Annotated in this window: 20 protein-coding genes, 3 tRNA genes and 1 pseudogene; 11 read left to right on the top strand and 13 right to left on the bottom strand. The window is 62.9% G+C overall.

What is annotated here, in order from left to right:
* Positions 1-106 precede the first annotated feature (106 nt).
* The 5 genes and pseudogenes from X733_RS01000000166345 (at position 107) to X733_RS147735 (ending at position 3493) form a co-directional block, all read left to right on the top strand.
* A pseudogene (locus X733_RS01000000166345) lies at positions 107-663 on the top strand (CDP-alcohol phosphatidyltransferase family protein).
* The gene (locus X733_RS147720) at positions 635-1828 is read left to right on the top strand and encodes an AI-2E family transporter (RefSeq protein ID WP_023705318.1); all 1194 of its coding nucleotides are present in this window, start codon (positions 635-637) and stop codon (positions 1826-1828) included. The pseudogene X733_RS01000000166345 and the gene X733_RS147720 overlap by 29 nt, the downstream one beginning before the upstream one ends.
* A 2-nt stretch (positions 1829-1830) precedes the next feature.
* Positions 1831-2535, top strand: coding sequence for a DnaA regulatory inactivator HdaA (gene hdaA, locus X733_RS147725; protein ID WP_023819148.1), 705 nt, complete (start codon positions 1831-1833; stop codon positions 2533-2535).
* A gap of 320 nt (positions 2536-2855) precedes the next feature.
* Positions 2856-3113 (top strand): type II toxin-antitoxin system prevent-host-death family antitoxin, encoded by a 258-nt coding sequence (locus tag X733_RS147730; RefSeq protein ID WP_023705316.1) that lies wholly within the window; start codon positions 2856-2858, stop codon positions 3111-3113.
* Positions 3110-3493, top strand: a complete 384-nt coding sequence (locus X733_RS147735) for a type II toxin-antitoxin system VapC family toxin (protein ID WP_023819147.1) — start codon at positions 3110-3112, stop codon at positions 3491-3493. The genes X733_RS147730 and X733_RS147735 overlap by 4 nt, the downstream gene beginning before the upstream one ends.
* Before the next feature lie 142 nt (positions 3494-3635).
* On the opposite strand, the gene X733_RS147740 is transcribed toward X733_RS147735, so the two are convergent.
* The 3 genes from X733_RS147740 to X733_RS147750 all read right to left on the bottom strand — a co-directional run bounded on the left by X733_RS147740 (position 3636) and on the right by X733_RS147750 (position 5437).
* Positions 3636-3947 (bottom strand): hypothetical protein, encoded by a 312-nt coding sequence (locus X733_RS147740; protein WP_023684765.1) that lies wholly within the window; start codon positions 3945-3947, stop codon positions 3636-3638.
* Positions 3948-4124: 177 nt separating this feature from the next.
* Positions 4125-4201: transfer RNA gene (locus X733_RS147745), tRNA-Pro, on the bottom strand.
* A 51-nt stretch (positions 4202-4252) separates the two neighbouring features.
* Positions 4253-5437 (bottom strand): NAD(P)/FAD-dependent oxidoreductase, encoded by a 1185-nt coding sequence (locus tag X733_RS147750; RefSeq protein ID WP_023733906.1) that lies wholly within the window; start codon positions 5435-5437, stop codon positions 4253-4255.
* Between the two features lie 173 nt (positions 5438-5610).
* Between X733_RS147750 and X733_RS147755 the strand changes: the two genes are divergently transcribed.
* Positions 5611-5916, top strand: a complete 306-nt coding sequence (locus X733_RS147755) for an ETC complex I subunit (RefSeq protein ID WP_023670294.1) — start codon at positions 5611-5613, stop codon at positions 5914-5916.
* Positions 5917-5976: 60 nt separating this feature from the next.
* Positions 5977-6053, top strand: a tRNA-Arg gene (locus X733_RS147760).
* A 20-nt stretch (positions 6054-6073) separates the two neighbouring features.
* Here X733_RS147760 and X733_RS147765 read toward each other — a convergent pair.
* Positions 6074-6147 (bottom strand) — tRNA-Cys (locus X733_RS147765).
* A gap of 130 nt (positions 6148-6277) precedes the next feature.
* On the opposite strand from X733_RS147765, the gene X733_RS147770 reads away from it, so the two are divergent.
* Together X733_RS147770 and X733_RS147775 are read left to right on the top strand one after the other, a co-directional pair.
* Positions 6278-6613 carry a hypothetical protein gene (locus X733_RS147770; protein ID WP_031193516.1) on the top strand — a complete coding sequence of 112 codons (336 nt, stop codon included), beginning with the start codon at positions 6278-6280 and terminating at the stop codon, positions 6611-6613.
* A 32-nt stretch (positions 6614-6645) separates the two neighbouring features.
* Positions 6646-7503, top strand: a complete 858-nt coding sequence (locus X733_RS147775) for an alpha/beta hydrolase (protein ID WP_245260822.1) — start codon at positions 6646-6648, stop codon at positions 7501-7503.
* A gap of 45 nt (positions 7504-7548) precedes the next feature.
* Here the strand turns inward: X733_RS147775 and X733_RS147780 are convergent, their stop codons facing one another.
* The 6 genes from X733_RS147780 to X733_RS147805 form a co-directional block, all read right to left on the bottom strand.
* Positions 7549-8181, bottom strand: a complete 633-nt coding sequence (locus X733_RS147780; protein WP_023705218.1) for a LysE family translocator — start codon at positions 8179-8181, stop codon at positions 7549-7551.
* Between the two features lie 85 nt (positions 8182-8266).
* Positions 8267-9073, bottom strand: a complete 807-nt coding sequence (locus X733_RS147785) for an ABC transporter permease (protein ID WP_023689053.1) — start codon at positions 9071-9073, stop codon at positions 8267-8269.
* Positions 9073-9906: an ABC transporter permease gene (locus X733_RS147790; RefSeq protein ID WP_023701874.1), complete on the bottom strand. Its 834-nt coding sequence runs from the start codon at positions 9904-9906 to the stop codon at positions 9073-9075. The genes X733_RS147785 and X733_RS147790 overlap by 1 nt, the downstream gene beginning before the upstream one ends.
* A gap of 21 nt (positions 9907-9927) precedes the next feature.
* Entirely contained in the window at positions 9928-11043 is a 1116-nt protein-coding gene (locus tag X733_RS147795) for an ABC transporter substrate-binding protein (RefSeq protein ID WP_023819146.1), read from the bottom strand.
* An 82-nt stretch (positions 11044-11125) separates the two neighbouring features.
* Positions 11126-12217, bottom strand: coding sequence for an ABC transporter ATP-binding protein (locus X733_RS147800; RefSeq protein ID WP_023689051.1), 1092 nt, complete (start codon positions 12215-12217; stop codon positions 11126-11128).
* A gap of 103 nt (positions 12218-12320) precedes the next feature.
* Entirely contained in the window at positions 12321-13217 is an 897-nt protein-coding gene (locus tag X733_RS147805) for a LysR substrate-binding domain-containing protein (RefSeq protein ID WP_023684774.1), read from the bottom strand.
* 83 nt (positions 13218-13300) lie between these two features.
* Between X733_RS147805 and X733_RS147810 the strand changes: the two genes are divergently transcribed.
* Together X733_RS147810 and X733_RS147815 are read left to right on the top strand one after the other, a co-directional pair.
* Complete coding sequence (locus X733_RS147810) at positions 13301-14902, top strand: peptidase M20 (RefSeq protein WP_031193513.1); 1602 nt, start codon at positions 13301-13303, stop codon at positions 14900-14902.
* A gap of 19 nt (positions 14903-14921) precedes the next feature.
* Positions 14922-15854 carry a dimethylarginine dimethylaminohydrolase family protein gene (locus X733_RS147815; protein ID WP_023711883.1) on the top strand — a complete coding sequence of 311 codons (933 nt, stop codon included), beginning with the start codon at positions 14922-14924 and terminating at the stop codon, positions 15852-15854.
* A gap of 322 nt (positions 15855-16176) precedes the next feature.
* On the opposite strand, the gene X733_RS1000000168270 is transcribed toward X733_RS147815, so the two are convergent.
* The 3 genes from X733_RS1000000168270 to X733_RS147820 all read right to left on the bottom strand — a co-directional run bounded on the left by X733_RS1000000168270 (position 16177) and on the right by X733_RS147820 (position 17678).
* The gene (locus tag X733_RS1000000168270; protein ID WP_023684777.1) at positions 16177-16338 is read right to left on the bottom strand and encodes an FCD domain-containing protein; all 162 of its coding nucleotides are present in this window, start codon (positions 16336-16338) and stop codon (positions 16177-16179) included.
* A gap of 248 nt (positions 16339-16586) precedes the next feature.
* Positions 16587-16997, bottom strand: a complete 411-nt coding sequence (locus tag X733_RS0135060; protein ID WP_245274449.1) for a hypothetical protein — start codon at positions 16995-16997, stop codon at positions 16587-16589.
* A gap of 129 nt (positions 16998-17126) precedes the next feature.
* Positions 17127-17678: a cytochrome c gene (locus tag X733_RS147820; RefSeq protein WP_245263134.1), complete on the bottom strand. Its 552-nt coding sequence runs from the start codon at positions 17676-17678 to the stop codon at positions 17127-17129.
* Positions 17679-18205 lie beyond the last annotated feature (527 nt).

Below are 18205 nucleotides of genomic sequence, written 5' to 3'. Positions count from 1 at the left end.
TTTGCCCAAGATAAATACGTGGACAGTCGCCCCTTCACCGCTGGTCCTTGCAGCCACAATCCATCTCCATCATCTATCTGCAGAACAAGCATGGCGGGACATGCCTTTGACCATTCCCAACCTCATCACCATCCTGCGCTTCGTGCTGGTTCCGGCCGTCGTACTGGCGATGCTGAATATGCGCTGGGACTGGGCCTTTGCCGGCTTTCTCGTCGCCGGCATTTCCGACGGCGTTGACGGCTTCATCGCCCGCCGTTTCAACCAGCATTCGAAACTCGGCGCCTATCTCGATCCAATGGCCGACAAGGTGCTTCTGGTCTCGGTGTTCGTGGTCATGGGCTTCATCGGGCAATTGCCGCTGTGGCTGGTGGTGACCATGGTGTCACGCGATGCGCTGATCATCTGCGCCGTGCTTTTGTCCACGGTCATGGCGCATCCGGTCGAGATGAAGCCGCTCTATGTGTCGAAGGCCAACACCGCCGCCCAGATCGTGCTGGCGCCGTGGTGCTGGGCGAACTTGCCCTTGGCCTCCACCTCGACCCGCTCAGGCCTGCGCTCATATTGCTGTCCGGGGTCTTGACCGTGGCTTCGGCCGCGGCCTATCTCGTGGCTTGGCTGAGGCATATGAGCGGCTATGGCGAAGGCTCCACCCCGGGTAGTTGACAAGAATGCCGCGACTGCCGCGCTGGCAGAGGCGGCTGCGTCCCTGGCGTTTCGCCGCCAGATTTTCTTCTGGCTGGGCACGGCAATCTTCCTGGCGCTGTTCCTCTACATTTTTTCCAGCATCCTGTTGCCGTTCGTTGCCGGCATGGTGCTGGCCTATTTTCTCGACCCGGTCGCCGACCGGCTGCAACGCCTCGGCCTCTCCCGGCTGATGGCGACGGTGGTCATCCTGATTGCCTTCATCGTCCTTTTGGTGCTGGCCTTCGTCATCCTGGTTCCGGTACTGGCCACGCAGATGGCCGATTTCGCCAGCAAGCTGCCGGAATATCTGACCCGGCTGCAGTCGCTGATCACCAGCTTCGATCCGAAATGGCTGGAGCAGAAATTCGGCGTCAATGCCAATGGCCTGCGCGACGGGCTGAATTCGCTGCTCACTTCCGGTTTCGGCCTGCTGAGCACCGTCTTCACCTCGATCTGGAGTTCCGGCGTTGCTCTGGTGTCGGTGGTCAGCCTGTTCGTGGTCACTCCGGTTGTCGCTTTCTACATGCTGCTCGACTGGGATCGCATGGTGGCGGTCGTCGACAGCTGGGTGCCGCGCGATTATGTCGGGACGGTCAGGGCGATCTCCAGGGACATCAACACCGCGACCGCCGGCTTCGTGCGCGGCCAGGGCACGCTGTGCCTGGTGCTCGGCGGCATGTATGCCACCGGCCTGACGCTGACCGGGCTGAATTTCGCCATCCTCATCGGCCTCTTCGCCGGGCTGATCTCGTTCATCCCTTATGTCGGCTCGCTGACCGGACTGGTCCTGGCCGTCGGCGTCGCCTTCGTCCAGTTCTGGCCGGACTGGACCATGATCGTTGCTGTCGCCGTGGTGTTCTTCATCGGCCAGTTCATCGAAGGCAACATCCTGCAGCCCAGATTGGTCGGAAAAAGCGTCGGCCTGCACCCGGTCTGGCTGATGTTTGCGCTGTTCGCTTTCGGCGCCCTGTTCGGCTTCGTCGGCCTTTTGATCGCCGTTCCTGCTTCGGCGGCGGTTGCCGTGCTGGTGCGGTTTGCCATTGCCCGCTATCTCGAATCGCCGCTCTACAAGGGACACTCCACCGAGCCCGTCCCGCCGCTGCCCGCCGCTCGCGGCGGCGGCCACCGGTCGCCGCGCGGCTGAACGTGACGGATCATAAGACCGAACCGCCGCGCCAACTGCCGCTCGACCTTGGCCACGGCACCGGCTACTCGCGCGACGAACTGGTGGTGTCGGCCACCAACCGCGAGGCGGCAGCCCTTGTCGATCGCTGGCCGGACTGGCCGTCGCCGGTGATCGTGCTCGCCGGCCCGGCCGGCTCAGGTAAGACACATCTGGGTTCGATCTGGCAGGCGCGGACCAACGCTGTGGCGGTTGATGCCCAGCGCATCGGCAATGCCATCACCGGGCTTGGCGGCAGGCCGGCGCTGATCGACGATGTCGACAAGACAGCCATCGACGAGGCGGGCCTGTTCCATCTCATCAATGAAGTGCGCGGCGCCGGGGCCACCTTGCTGTTGACGGCGCGGCGCTTCCCCGCCGCCTGGAGGGTGAGGTTGCCCGATCTTGCCTCGCGGCTGAAGGCGGCGGCAACCGTCGAGATCCATGAGCCGGACGATTTGCTTCTGGCCGGTGTCATAACCAAACTCTTCGCCGACCGCCAGGTCGAGGTCGAGCCGCATGTCGTGCAATATCTGGTGCGCCGCATCGAGCGCTCGCTGGCCACCGCCATGCGCGTGGTCGAGCGCCTCGACCGCACCGCGCTCGAGCGCAAGACGCCGATCACCAGGGCGCTCGCCGCCGAGATCGTCAGCGCCATGGATGAAGGGCAGGGCGAGTTCGAGGTTTAGGCAGTGGAAGGAGAAGACTCCGCTCCTGTCCCATTTCGAGAAGAAACCTCTGGCATCCATCTTGCAACACTGCGTTTGCCGGCTGACCCCGGTCCTGATCGCGTTCCTGATCGGGTTGTAGGCTCGCCGGGAGTGATGATTGGGGTTCTCGCCCGGCGAGCTTACCTTCAGATAGAATCGCCGCAAGGCCTACGATTGCGCGCCAGCTGTCATTCAGACTTCACCAAGCCGCAAGATCTCATCGTCCTGCATTGAAATGGACCATTAGATGGTCTACTTTTTGGATATGGACCAGAGCATGGTCCATAAAGGAGCGGTCAATGCAGGTATCCGTTACAGACGCCAAGGGGCAGCTCACCGAACTGGTGCGTCGTGCCGAGGCTGGGGATGAAATTATCCTGACCCGCCATGGTCATGCAGCCGTGCGCCTTGTTCCCGTGAAGGCTGCCCCTGACAGGAAAGGCCGCCGGGCATTGCTGGAGGCAATGCGAGCATCCGGCGCTGCCAAGGCGAAGGCCGGGCCGGATGCAGCGCGCAGTCAGGATTTCCTCTATGGCGCTGATGGCCTGCCCGAATGATCGTGGTCGATACCTCGGCCCTGATGGCGATCGTTCTTGCCGAACCTCAATCCAGTGCCTGCATTGCGGCGCTGGAAGCCGAAGACGATATTCTGATCTCGGCTGGCACAGTGGCCGAGGCGCTGATCGTGGCGGATAGGCGCAATGTCGGTGAGGAAATGGCCGGCCTGATCGACGGGCTCGGCTTCGAGGTCACGGCGGTGACACCAGCCTCTGGCCGACGCATAGCCGAGGCGTATGGGCGATGGGGCAAGGGTATTCATCCGGCCGGGCTCAATTTCGGCGATTGCTTTGCCTATGAAGTGGCAAAGGATCGAGCCTGCCGCTTGCTCTATGTTGGCGACGATTTTTCGAAGACCGATATCGAGAGCGCTCTATAGAGCTACGTTTATACCCACAACGCCGCCAGATACCGGACCAGCAGATAGACCACCGTATGCGCTGCCACGTAGCACGACGCGCTTTAGGTCAGATTGGTGCTCCGGCCGCCAACTCGGCCGTAGCAGGTCTAAAGCGATCGGATCAGCCGCAGACCCTGACCTCTTCGACGACCCTGTGGTGATGGCGCCAGTGCCTGACCAGTTCGATATGGCAGCGGTGATGGCGGTGGTGGCGCCTCCATTGGCCATCCTGGTTGTCGCTGTAGTCGTCGCCATAGTCGTCGCTATAGTCTTTGTGGCGCTGGTGATGGCGAAGAACCTGTATATCGCCATCGTCGGACGAATATTGATCGTCGTCATCGGACTGGATAGTCAGACTGGCGGCTTGCGCCGGTGCGATCAAAGCCGCCGTTCCGGCGAACGCGATCATCGAGGCGATGAGAAGGGTTTTCATTGTTTGCTCCTTGGGTTGAACATACACAACTCTCGGAGCGAACTGGTGTTCCAATGTAGGGTCCGATCGGCGAGCGGCTGCTGCTTGGGCAATGCGTGCCGCCATGCGCTACCGGCGAGGCAGCTATTGGCGACCTTGGGAGTGACCTTGGGCAAGGACTGGCTTTGTGGGAAAAAATGGTCGGAGTGGAGAGATTCGAACTCCCGACCCTCTGGTCCCAAACCAGATGCGCTACCAGGCTGCGCTACACTCCGAGGCCCTGCGGCGTATACGGTTCCGAACCCTGTCGCGCAACCCCTAAAACATCAAACGGGGCTTGGCGGTCTGCGCTCCCGCGCAATCCTGGCTGCGATCGCCTTGGCCTGGATGCGAGCATTGGCGAAGCAGCCGCGGATGCTTGGCCGCATGCCGGTGAACCACAGGCCCGGCAGTTTCGGGTCGCTGTCGGCGCCGTTGAACAGCGGCACGCCCTTTTGGTCGAGCACGCCGAGCTTGCCCAGCATGGCCTCGAGCCCGGTGCGGTAGCCGGTCGCGGCGATGACGATATCGGGCTGGATCGTCGCGCCATCGTCGAAAACGACCGTGTCGCCGGTAAATTTCCGCACGGTTGGCAGCACGATGATCCTGCCGTCCTTGATGGCATCGACGGCGCCGTCATCGGTGGCGATGGCGGTATAATCCGACGCCAGCCGGCTTGCGCCGCCCGAAGGCGTCGGCGGCACGCCGTAGGCCGTGAGGTCGCCGAAGGCCCATCGCTGCGTCGCCGCCATCACCGCATCGGCGAGCTTGAACGGCAGCCGCGCCAGGATTGGCGAAAATCGGTGGACGGCGATCTGGCCGAGGCGCTTGGGTAGCAGTGCCGGACCGTTGCGCGCCGACAGCCAGATCTGTCCCGCGTCGGCTGCCACCAGGTGATTGAGCACGTCGAAGCCGGAATTGCCGGCGCCGACGACCAGCACTTTCTTGCCCGCATAGGCCTTGGCGTCGCCGAATGCGGCCGAATGGATGATGCGTCCGGCAAAGGCCTTCATGCCTTTCCAAGCCGGAATGAAGGGCTGCCGGTCGCGCCCGGTGGCGATGACGACATGGCGCGCCAGCCGCGGCCCGGCACTGGTCCGCACAAGCCAGTGGTCGCCCTCGAAGCCAATCTCCTCGACCGCGATGCCGAACTCGACCGGCAGCCGGTGCATGGCGTGGAATTCGTTCAAATGGCCGATGATGGTGTTTCGGTGCGGAAAGGCAGGGGTGCCGGCAGGAAAGGAAACGCCCGGCAGCGCCGAAAGGTCGCGATGCGTGTTGAGATGCAGTCGCTCGTGCCGCCCGTGCCATGGCTCGGCCAGCCGGGCTTCCTTTTCCAACACCATCACAGGCACGCCGGTCTTGAGCAGCGCATGGGCTGCGGTCAAGCCGGCTGCCCCGGCGCCGATCACGATCGCGCCGTCGAAAATCGCTTGGCTGTCGGCCTCGGCGTGCAAAATCCCTGCGTCCATGCCTCTTTGTGTCGCCATCATGACCATGACTTTTGATGCTACGCCAGTGTATCCAGCCTATGCCGCTGCCGAAGCGACCTGGTTGCAGGCCGCTTCGGCCTTGCCGTCGGCAGTGTTGCACAGTATTGACTGAAATAAGGCGGCGCTACCGCCAACGCAGCTACGAGGTGCCCATGTCCGCGCGAATTTTCAGCCCAGCCAAAACCGCGATGCAGTCCGGCAAGGCCAAGACCGGCCATTGGGTGCTGGAATTCGATCCGGCCCAACGCAAGAAGATCGACCCGCTGATGGGCTACACCACATCGGGCGACATGCTGAGCCAGATCAGGCTGACCTTCGACACCAGGGAAGAAGCGGTGGCCTATGCCGAAAAGCAGGGGCTGGCCTTCCGTGTCGAGGAGCCGAAAGAGACCAAGCGCCGGCAGATTTCCTATGCGGAAAATTTCCGCTATGACCGCAGGATACCCTGGACGCATTGACCGGCGGTCAGCGCCTGGCACATAGACACCAGCCGGCCAAGATATCAAATGCCGGCCAGCGGTCCCGTAGCTCAGCTGGATAGAGCACCGGCCTTCTAAGCCGATGGTCACAGGTTCGAATCCTGTCGGGATCGCCAACAACTTCAAAGAGATAGTGTGGAGGCCTGAGTGGGAATTGAACCCACTACGTCGGTTTTGCAGACCGATGCGTCACCGTCCCGCCCTCAGACCATGGCTCCTTGTGCATTGACCGCGACAGCTAGTCAACTTGGCCGGCCTCTGCTCGCAGGTTCGGACCGCGATCCGGCTGCCACCAGTCGAGATGTTCGGAACGCGGCTCGCGTTCAGGCGTTTGTCGCAGATGGCACCGAAAACCCCGACCATTGCGCGCATCTGGCGCGGCAGGACCTCGCCCGACAGGGCCGACGCCTATGAGCGCTACAATTACGAGGCTGGTATCAAGCCGCTGATCGAGAAAGCGCTTGGCGTGCAGACTTTTCGCGAGGACACGCCGACGCATTCGGAATTCATCACCATCTCCTATTGGGAGAGCGTCGAGGCGATGGCCGCCTTTACCGGCGGCGATCCGCAAAGCATCCACCATCTCGACCGCGACAAGGAGTTCCTGATCGAATTGCCGAAGGGTGTCCAGGTGCTGCGAATCCGTTCCAGCCACGGAATGGTTGGCGGCAGCTGATGTTTGCGGGCTTTGACGCCAGGACCGTTCAAATGGAGGAGACATCGATCTTCGTCAGGGCCGGTGGCTCAGGGCCGCCGCTGCTGCTCGTGCATGGCTTTCCCGAAACGCATGTTATGTGGCGGGACATCGCCGTGGCATTGGCGCCGCACTTCAGCGTGGTTGCCGCCGATCTGAGAGGCTACGGACAAAGCGGCTGTCCGGCTTCCGGAGCCAATCATGCCGCCTATTCCAAACGAGCGATGGCGCGCGACATGGTGCAGGTTATGGACGTTCTCGGCTTCGACCGCTTCACGGTTGCCGGCCATGACCGTGGCGGCCGCGTCGCCTACCGGCTGGCGCTCGACCATCCCGAAACCGTGTCGAAAGTCGCCGTTCTCGACATCGTCCCCACGGCCTCCGCCTGGGATCGGGCCGATGCCAGGTTGGCGCTGGCCTTCTGGCCGTGGAGCCTGCTCGCCCAGCCGGAACCGCTGCCTGAGCGCCTGTTGTCCGCAGCACCCGACGCAGTTGTCGACAATGCGATCGCCGGCTGGGGCTCGGCTCCAGATGCTTTTCCCGCTGAGGTCAGGGCCGCCTATATCGAGGCGCTGCGTGATCCCGCCCATGCCCACGCCATCTGCGAGGAATATCGCGCCGCCGCAGGCATCGACCGCGAGCACGACGCGCAGGACCAGGCTGATGGCTGTCGCATCAGATGCCCGCTGCTTGCGCTCTGGAGCGGCGAGGGCGGGTTGGAGAACTGGTATGCGGAGGAGGGCGGCCCGTTGGCGATCTGGCGGCAATGGGCTGATAACGTCGGAGGCGGCTCGGTCAAGGGTGGGCATTTCTTCCCGGAAGAGCACCCCGAAGACACGGCTGCAAGGCTGTCGAGATTCTTCGCAAGCTGACTACGGGCCGATTGCTAAATCCGGCCCTGTGTAGTCCTGTGTCGACTATCTCAGATGCCCGAGGGATTGCAGGATCAAAGTGCTCGAAAGACCAAGCAGGGCGATACCGTACAACCGGTCGATCCACACGGCGTTTGGCCCAGCCAGAAGCCTTGCAGCCCGCGCGCCAAGGGCTGCGTAAAACGTCAGCACAAACACATCGGCAAGCGCGGCGATAATGGCCAGGATGCCATACTGGATCGCGATCGGCTCATCCACGCGGACAAAATGCGGCAGGATCGCGGGGAAAAGCAGCCAGGCCGCCGGATTTGTGACCGCCACCAGGAAGCAGCGCCCAATGAGTGCCTTGGCTGAATGGCGTGTTTCGGGAAGGTTAGGGTTGAACGAAGGTCGGGACGCGGTGCGCAGGGTACCGATGGCGACGAAAAGCAGATAGCCCGCGCCGAACATCCTGAGAGCCGAGAGATAGAATTCCGAAGCCAGCAGAAGAGCGCCGAAGCCCAGCGCGACGATGCTGATAAGAACGAAATCAGACAGTACGACGCCGGCCATGCCGAGAAACGCGCGTCGAAAACCGTAGCGGGAGCCGTTGGTAATGGCGAGCACGACGTCCGGTCCCGGAACCGCCATTCCGAGCACCGACACGAAGGCAAATGTCACCAGCGGCAGGTTTCCCATGACGCCGCGTAATGTACCCGGCGCTTACCGTCCGTAACGCCCTTCACACAGCGGCTGGGCTATCGCCGTTGTTGGCCACCTTGGCTCAGTGCCCGCCGCGCATCTTCACCACCACCGTCCGCACCGCCAGCACCAGCACAGTGATGATGATCAGGATCACCGAGAGCGCGGCGATCGCCGGGTCGATGTTGTCGCGCAGGCCCATCCACATCAGCCGCGGCAGCGTGATGGCGTTGACCGAGGTGATGAACAGCGTGACGCCGATCTCTTCCCAGGACAGCACGAAGGACAGCAGCGCGGCGGTGACGATGCCGAACTTGATGTTGGGCATGATGATGCGCGTGGCGCGCTCCCACACACCGGCGCCAAGGCCGCGCGCGGCAAGGTCGATGCGGCGGTCGAGCTGGCTGAGCGAGACCAGGATCAGCACCGTGGCGAAAGGCACCGTCATCACCGAATGCGCCATGGCGACGCCGAGCCATGTGTCATAGCCAAAGAACGAGCTCATGCCCGAGATCGACGTCAGCAGGAAGTAGAGCGTGATCGCCGAGACCACCGGCGGCACCACCATCGGCAACAGCACGAAGCCGACAAGGGTGGCCGTGAAGCGCGGCTGGAACATCCAGACGCCAAGGCTGAAGCACAGCGCCAGCACGGTGGAGATGACGCTGCTGACGATGCCGATGCGGATCGACAGCAGGATGGCGTCGAGCCAGCGCGGATCCTCGATCAGCGCGCGGTAGTGGCGCAGCGACAGTTCGCCCGTCGGCATAGCCAGCATGCGGCTTGGCGTCAGCGACACCGGGATGACCGCCAGCAGCGGCAGCAGCAGGAACAGTGCCACCAGCACGGCGAGGATCAGCGAGACGGGACCGGGGCGATAGGTCGGCATCAGATCAGTTGCTTCGGTCTGACATAGCGGAACAGCAGCGCCATGAGCGCGCCGACGAACAGCACCAGCACGACGCTGATCGCCGCGCCCAGTCCCCAATCGGGACTCTGGAAGATGCGCAGATAGATCAGCTCGGCGATCATCACGCTGCGGCCGCCGCCGAGGATCGCCGGCGTGACGAAGAAGCCGAGCGAGAAGACGAACACGATCATCGCCGAACCGATGATGCCGGAGCGCGTCATCGGCACGAACACGGTCCAGAAGGTGCGCATACGGCTGGAGCCGAGCCCGCGCGCCGCGAGCAGCACGCGCTCGTCGAGGCTGCGCATGGCGGAGGCCAGCGGGAACACCGCGAAGGGAATGAGGAAATGCGTCATGCCGACGATGACGCCGAACTCGTTGCGCACCAGCGCCAGCGGCTCGGAGATGAAGTCGATCGATTGCAGCCAGGTGTTGATCAGGCCGCGGTTGGATAAAAGCGCCACCCAGCCGAAGGCGCGGGTCAGCACCGAGATCCAGAAGGGGACGAGAATGCAGAATTCAGCGATTATGCGCTGTGCCGGGCTGCCGCGCACCCACACCATGGTGATGGCGTATGCCGCCGCCACGGAAACCACGGTGACGATCAGCGCGATGCGCAGCGTGCGGATGAACACAGACTGCACCAGGGCATCGGTGGCGAGCGCGCCATACTGGCCGAGCCCCGGTGTCGGCAAGGTGACGCTCCACTTGACGACGCCGAGGAACGGCCAGGCGTAGGCCAGCACAAGGAACAGGAGCAGCGGCGCCATCAGCACCGCCGCGCCCATCCTGTCGGAGAGGGTGCCTCTCATCGAAGCTCGTGCCCGGCCTGGTCAGGCCGAGATGATCTTGGTGTATTCGTCGAGTGCTGCCCCGTAATTCTTGGCGTACCAGTCCATGTCGAGCGCGATCTGCTTCTTCATGTTTTCGGGATCGACCGGGTTGATGCGCTTCTTGTCGGCGGGGATCAGCGCATCGGCGGCCGGATTGGCCGGACCCTGTCCGAGCTTGTCGAACATCACCAGCTGCTTTTGCGGATCCTGGGCGCTGGCGATGAACTTCATCGCTGCGTCCTTGCGGCCGGGGTTGCCCTTGAGCACGGCCAGCGCGCCGGGCGAAATCAGGCCCTGATCCCAGATGAACTTGATCTTGCCGCCCGAGTCCTGCTCGATCAGCGAGGCGCGGGTCGACCACACGATCGCCATCGAGGCTTCGCCGTTGAGCAGCACGCTCTGGCTCTCGGCGCCGCCGCCCCAGTAAGCCACGACGTTTTCCTTGAAAGCGGCGATCTTGTCATGCGCTCGCTTCAGGTCGAGCGGGTAGAGCGAGGCCGGCGCGATGCCGTCTGCAAGCAGCGCTGCTTCCCAACTCGACACGCCCCATTTGTAGAGCGAGCGCTTGCCCGGAAACTTCTTCACGTCGAAGAAGTCGGCCATGCCGGTCGGCGCGTCCTTGCCGTATTTCTCGGAATCATAGGCGATGACATAGGAGAAGAAATAGGTCGACGCCGCGTATTCCCAGCCGAACCCCTCGCGCATCTTCTTCTTGTCGACGATGGCGTAGTCGATCGGCTCGAGCGCACCCTGCGCGCCGAGCGTGATGGCCGAGAACGGGTCGACGTCGACAAGGTCCCAGGTCGGCGCGCCGCTCTTGAACTGTGCGGCGATCGCGCCTTCGGTCGGGCCCGAACCGTCCATCTTGACGGTGATGCCGGTTTCCTTGGTGAAGGCCTGGCCGTAGGCGGCGTCATAAGCGGTAAGGGCATCGCCACCCCAATTGACCAGCACCAGCTCCTTGGCCTGCGCAAAGGCACCGGTCGAGCGCAGCAGCATCGGTGTGCCGGCCAGCACGAGGGCTGCAAGCTGGGTGAATTGCCGGCGCGAAATCTCGCCGCGCACAGCCCGGGCGGTCAGCCCGTCCATGGCTTGTTTTTTGCTTTGGTTTGTCATTTTAGTTCCCCTTTTTCGTTTTGGTTCCGGTGGTTATGGCGCGCTCCAGATTTTTTGCTGGAAGACTTCGCCGTTCTCGTCGTCATCCTCCGTCCGGAAGGAGGAAACCCTTTTCCGCCGGCCATGTCAGCCAGACGGAATTGCCTTTGCTGAGTGCAGCCGCCGCGACCTCGTTCGGCACCGAGACGGTCACCTTGGCGCCCTGGCGTGTCGTCAGATCGAGTTTGGTCGCCGCACCCAGATAGGTCGAGCCGATGGCGGTGGCGGCAATGCCGTTCTCGCCGGCGGCGGCTTCGCGCGTGATCGACATATGTTCGGGCCGGATCGCCAATATGGCATCGCCACGGACTTTCTCGGCCTTGCAGAGCATGTTGACCGCGCGGTCCTCGCAGAGGCCCGTCGAGCCATTGTCGGCGGGCTTGACCCCCTTCAACGGCAGCATGTTGATCTCGCCAAGGAACTCGGCGACGAAGCGGTTGTCCGGCCGGTCGTAGACCTCGTCCGGCGCTCCGACCTGCAGCAATTTTCCGTGGTTGAAGATGGCGACGCGCGACGACAGCGCCAGCGCCTCGCTCTGGTCGTGGGTGACGAAGACGAAGGTGGTGCCGGTCTCCTGATGCAGCCGCTTCATCTCGGCCTGCATCTGGCCGCGCAGGCTCTTGTCGAGCGCCGAGAACGGCTCGTCGAGGAGCAGCACGCCGGGTTCGAACACCAAAGCGCGGGCCAACGCCACGCGCTGCTGCTGGCCGCCGGAAAGCTGCGCCGGCAGTTTCGTCTCATGGCCCTTGAGGCCGACGCGCTCGATCATCTCGGCAACGCGGCGCTTGATCTCGGAAGCCGATTTCTTGCGTACCTTGAGCGGGAAGGCGATGTTGGCCTCGACCGACATGTGCGGGAACAGCGCATAGCCCTGGAAGACCATGCCGGCGGCACGCTGTTCGGCCGGCCGCTCGGTGATGTCGATGCCGTCGCTGAAAAGCTTGCCGGCGGTCGGTTGCACGAAGCCGGCGAGGATCATCAGGAATGTGGTCTTGCCCGAGCCGGAGGGACCGAGCAGCGTCAAAAACTCGCCGCGGCCGATATTGAGCGTCAGGTCGTCCAGCGCCCGGAACGAGCCGAAGCTCTTGCCGATCCCGATTGCCTTGATCTCTGCGGCCCGGCCGGGTTGCTGCATCCTGCCTCTTCCTTGGTCGTGGCTTGAGCGTAGGGCAGGGCCCCGGCTCACCGCAACCGAATAGTTTTCGCCTGATCGGCAAATTTGATTCACGGATGGGAGGCTAGTACGGGCTGATCCGGTTCTCCGACAGCTTCGACCTCAACCACCCATTGAATGCTTCCAGCACCGGGTGGCTGGCCTTGGCATGTTCCGACACCAGGAAATACGAGCGCGGCGAGGGGATCGCGATATCGAAGGGGCGCACCAGACGGCCTTCGCTCAGCGCCCGGCGGCTGGTCAACTCGTCGCCCATGGCGATGCCCTGGCCGGCGATCGCCGCGGAAAAAACGAGGTTCATGTCCGAGAAGAAGATGCCGCCTTCGGTGTCGGGGTTTTCCACCTTGGACAGCGCCAGCCAGCGCGCCCAGTCCTCGGTGTCGCCGAGATGCAGGAGATTGGCGCGCAGCACGTCGGCCGGTTTTGAAAAGCCGCCGACCTTGTTGAGCAGTGTCGGGCTGCAAAGTGGCGTGAACGAGATTTCGCACAGCAACTCCACCGAGCGGTTCGGCCAGTTGCCGACGCCGAAGGCAATGAAGGCATCGGCGTCCGGATTGCTGACATCGTCCAGCCGTCTGGGCGTCAGGATCGACAGCGCCACGTCCGGATACATCTGCCGGAACTCGCCGATGTGCGTGCACAGGAACAGAGAGGCGAAGCCCGGCGTGCAGGAAACGGCGAACGAACCGCCGACGCCCGTGCCGGCCTGGCGCGTCACCGCATCGCCGAGCACCGTCAGCGCCTTTCTCACATCGGCGGCATAGCGCTGGCCGCGCGGTGTCAGCGCCACGCCCTTGCCGATGCGCTCCAGCAGGTCGAAGCCGAGGTCGCGTTCGAGCAGCCGCAACTGATGGCTGACGGCGCTGCGGGTCAAATGCAGTTCATCGGCTGCGCGCCAGACACTGCCGTGACGGGCAAAACTGTCGAGGGCGCGCAGCGCCTGTGTGGAAGGTATTCGCAAGAGGCCTCAGGTGAACCGAATTTGCATGAACCGGAAAAACATATCACTTTTTGCAATGCCGCTTCACTGCTTTCTTGGGCCGCATGGAGAAACCGGTGACGACCTCGGCGCAAGCCACCGCGCTTGCCTGTCTCGATAGCATCCAGCCGTCGCTGTCGGCGTGGACGCGCACCATTTTCGATTTCGGCGAAACAGCCTGGCGCGAATACCAGTCGGCGGCCTGGTATGTCGCGCGGCTGAAGCATGAGGGCTTTTCGGTCGAGGAAGGGTCGGCCGGCATGCCGACCGCCTTTTGCGCCCACTGGACGAATGGCCCGGGGCCGACCATCGGCATGTACGGCGAATACGACGCCGTGCCTGGCAACTGCCAGGACGCGGCAACGGTGAAGCGATCGCGGCCGGGCCTCGGCAGCGAGGCCGGCGGCCACACCGATCCGCATTCCGGGCTTGGCATTGCCGGCCTCGGCGGACTTCTCGCCACCAAGGCTGCAATGCAACGCCACGGCATCGAGGGGACGTTGCGCTTCACCGGCGAGCCGGCCGAGAAGGTCAGGGGCTCGAAGCCGATCCATGCGGCCAAGGGCTACTATGACGGCCTTGCCGGCATGATCTCCTTCCACCCCTTCTATATGCTGCCGCTCTGCAACACGGCGCGCTGGGACACGCATTGCGGCGCCGCCTATGCGATGATCTACCGTTTTGTCTGCGACGAACCCGAAAACTGGGTTCGCGCAAGCGATGGCGCGCCGATCCCGCAGGCGCATTCGGCGGTGCGGGCGCCCGGCGCCAACGACGCACTGATGACGATGTACATGACCTCCAAGGCGCTGCGCGATTCCATGCTGCCTCACCAGGGCGGCTGGTCGATCAGCGAGGCGATCCTCACCGCCGGGCAGGCGACCGCCGACAATCTGCCGGCGGGGCTGGCCGAGATCCAGTACATGATCCGCGTGCCGACCATTGCCATGGCAGAGCAGGTCACCGCGGTGCTCGACCGTAATGCGGCCGCGGCCGCGGCGATCAGCGGTTGTCGCTACGAGCGCCATTGGGTGTCGAAGTCGAGGCCGGGCCTCGCCAATCACGCCATGGCGGGGATTGCCTATGAGGCGCTGTCCACCGTCGGCGCTCCGAGCTGGGACGAGGCGGCGAAAGCGATCGGTCGCGAGGTCCAGGTCAATGCCGGCGGCACCGCGACCGACAACCCTTTCATCGACGAGATGGAGCGGCTGGTTGCGCCGCAAGAGGCCGAGGCAATCCTGCGCCGCGATTTGCCTCCGTCGCAGATCAACTCGACCTCCGACGACTACACCGACATGTCGTGGCACACGCCGACCGCACGCTTCTATGTCGCCCGCCCGGCGCTGCGCTCCGCGAATGGCCATGCCTATCCATCCTGGGCGATGAACGCGCTGGGCGGTATCTCGGCCACCATCGACCCGATGGTCATTTGCGCCGCCAAGACGGTTGCGCTTGCAGCCCTCCGCCTGCTCGAGGACAAGTCCGCGCGCGATGCGGCCATGGACGAATTCGTCACCCGCACCGGCGGCGGCATTGGTGGCTCCAACTGGATCGCGCCGCTTTGCGACTATGACCCGCCGATCAATTTCCGCTGGCCGGAATATGTCACCACCGCGCGCGGACGCGATTGGTGGATTCCGAGCAGCCAATCCAATCAAGCTGCATAGTCAAATCGAGGAGAACCTTATGACCGTCCATGATCGCATCATCGCCGAACCGTTCTCGCTGCAGCGCCGCAATCCCGCCGGCGGCACCAAGCCGCTGACATCATGGGGCTTTGCCAACGAGACCGACGTGCTGACAGACGTGTTGCTCGGCTCGCCAAACTTCCTGCGCCACCTCTCGACCAGCTCGCTCTCGCGCAAGCATTTGCGCGAAGCGCCCTGCAACGTTCAGATCGCCCAGGCGCAGCACAAGGACCTCGTCGCCGCCTATGAGCATTTCGGCGTCAACATCCACTGGCACGAGCCGACGCCGGAACTGCCGATGCAGGTCTATTCCAGAGACTCCAGCGTCATGACGCCCTACGGCGCCTTCATCACCGCCATGGCCAATTGGTGGCGGCGCGGCGAGAACTATGCCGCCATCCGCACCTATGAAAAGCTCGGCATCCCGATCTACGACATGGTCACGGCTGGCACCTTCGAAGGCGGCGACTTCAACGTCATCGAGGAGGGCGTGGTGCTGATCGGCTGCGGCGGCGCCCGCACGCAGGAAGAGGGCGCCCGCCAGGTGCAGGACTGGTTCGAAAAGGAAGGCTGGGAAACGCGCCTCGCCTTCATCGACGAATATTACGTCCATATCGACCTGATGGTGGTGCCGATCGCCGAAAAACTCACCGCGGTGTGTCTCGCCTGCACCGAGCCCGGCATCGTCGACTGGCTGAAGGGCAAGGGCCACGAGATCATCGACGTGCCGTTCCAGGACACGATGGCGCTCGGCTGCAACTTCATGTCGCTTGGCAAGGACAGGGTGATCGCGCCGACGTCGAGCCAGTCGCTGATCGGCCAACTCAAAGCGCGCGGCTTCGAGGTTGCTGCCGTCGACATGAGCGAGATTTCCAAGACCGGCGGCGGCATTCACTGCATGGCGCAGGCGCTCAAGCGCGAGCCGGCGTAAGGGCACGAATTGCCGCCGGGACCTGTGACGGACTGCTGCCAGATTTGACAAAACGGGCCCAGCAGACGAAATTGATGCTATTAAGGAGGGATTCTGTGAAAAAAACCTACGAAAAGCCGAGTCTGGCCAAAGCCGGCAAACTGGGTTCGCTGGTCGCTTCAAACCCATCGAAGCCCGCCCCCTGAGCGCAACCAGCCGCTGAAGGCCGAAATTCGGTCGTCCTGGTTATCGGCGACCGGATCGCGCTGTATGATTGAAGGGAGCCGCCGGCTATGAACGGCGGGCTTTTTGCTTTGCGCCAGAGCGCTGCCGCGTCTGCCGGCTAGTCCAATCTGCCCGAACCTGAATTGAACTTGCGCCGGGCGTTTTCCAGATGCGCCCGCATCGCTTGGCCGGCCGCTTCCGGGTCGCGGCGCTCGATCGCCTCGAACACCGCTCGGTGGCCGGCAAAACTCGTGCGGTTTTCGATCTCCGTATTGGCCACGTGGATGCGCTGGTTGATCAGCCATTCGACCTAGCCGATGATTTGAAAACCAAGCCAGCTTCCCCAAAAGATCATGCCCAAACAAAGCCATAGCGCGAAGACCACATGCGCGCCGTTCCCGCCCGCTCGGCGATCAGGGAGTGGCTGGCGTGAGATGGCCGCGCTGACGACGGAACGAGATCGCCTCGTCTGGCCGGCCGGACTCGCGACGGCGTGGTCCGGCCGGAATTCCATCTGCTATGCGGGTATCAATACGGCGATGCGATGCACGCCGACCTCCTTGCTTGTATTGTCGCTTCATCGGTCTTGCCCTTGGAGCAGGTGTACATATCACCCGTCTTGAGCTTGAATTCCTTGTCCGCTTTCTTGATCGTGAATGCACCTGAGGTAATGGTGCACACCATGTCGTTGTCCATCACGGTTTGAGGAGCATGTGCTCCGGGCTGAAACACAACGTCGATAATTGCGATGCTCTTGTAGGCGGGAATGTCTGCATTGCCGGTGCCGACCTCCACCACCCTGACACCGGGCGCAATCTCCTTGCCCTCTTTCGGGCCGTATTTCTTGATTTTTGCCGATGCCGCCAAGGTGAACAAAGGCGCTACCGCGGCGGTCGTCAGACCGAGGGCAATTGCAGACCTGCGATTCATGGTTTTCATTGCATCCTCCCGATGCTCGTCATGCATGGATATGCACGGCCGGCGATATATTAGCACAAACGAATTTACTTGTATGCAAAGTGACTGTGGCGCAGGCCAGCAAGAAATGCTTCGCCGGATAATGTCGCTTCACTGTACCTTTTGCCGGAATTTCGAATGACAGGTCGAGCAATCCTGCAGGATGAGATGCAGGATATGCTCCGCCGGCAGTTTGGTCGGATCGGCTTCCTCTGGAATCGAGCGCTTGCCGAGCAGGCTGCCGCCGCCCATCGCCAGGCCGGTGCCCATGCGCATGTCATCGGTGATGACGGCCGGCGCGCTTTCGGCCTTGGCGGCCAGAGCGTCGGCCAGCGTTCCGATATGATTTGCCAGGGCCTCGAATTCCGCCCGTGACTGATCGATCTCCAGCCTGGCCTGCGAAGGCGGTCCAAGCGAGCCGCTCGGAAATTCGGCAATCAGGGCAGGGCCGATGCGCGCGCGCAGCGTGTCCGCTGCCGCCTTGAAGGCTGCCGCGTCATAGGCTTGCCTGCGGTCGAACATGCCGGCAATGGTTTTCGCAGCCGCCGCCATCTCCTTCATCGACGCCTGGCGGGCCGCGACGATCGGTCCGCTGCCGACGGAGGCGCCCATCGTAAGGGCACAGACCAGCCACAGCAGCGCCGCTTTCACAGTCCATCTCACGGCGCCATGTCCTTGCCCCATTCATCCGTGCTCAGCCAGCCGCAGCAGGGGTTCGACCTGCAGTCGGATTCTTCGGTCGTGATGCCGGTTCTCATCGGTAAATTTCCGTCGCCGGAGGTCTCCGTCTCTGAGCAGATAGACCTTCCAGCCACCGGAAGGTCAACTGATTGAGAAGGCCGATCAGCGGGCAATCAGCACAGGCTTGCAGCAAGCTGACGCAGCGTTTCCTTGACTTGGATCGCAAAAACGGGCAGCAAGGCGGGGGTGAGGGAGAGCATTATACCGTGGCGCAGACCATGGAGTGCTCTTTTTTTCGTATCAGGCGCCGCATAATCGGTGGCTGATGGAGGGATTGGTTAACCAACTTTGTCCATCTTTTGATTCAATCGGCAACAGACGCGAAAGGTGCAGGGGGCACCAGCGAACTGTGGATGTCACGGATGCGAGGGTCGCAAGCCTGCATGCCGATTGAGAGTGGTTGTATGGCGTTTTTGCGTTTGAAAGACCGGGGCGACACTCCTGAACGG

The organism is Mesorhizobium sp. L2C066B000, from assembly GCF_000502335.1.
Classification (GTDB): Bacteria; Pseudomonadota; Alphaproteobacteria; order Rhizobiales; family Rhizobiaceae; genus Mesorhizobium.
This window is presented reverse-complemented; position numbering and strand designations above follow the sequence as displayed.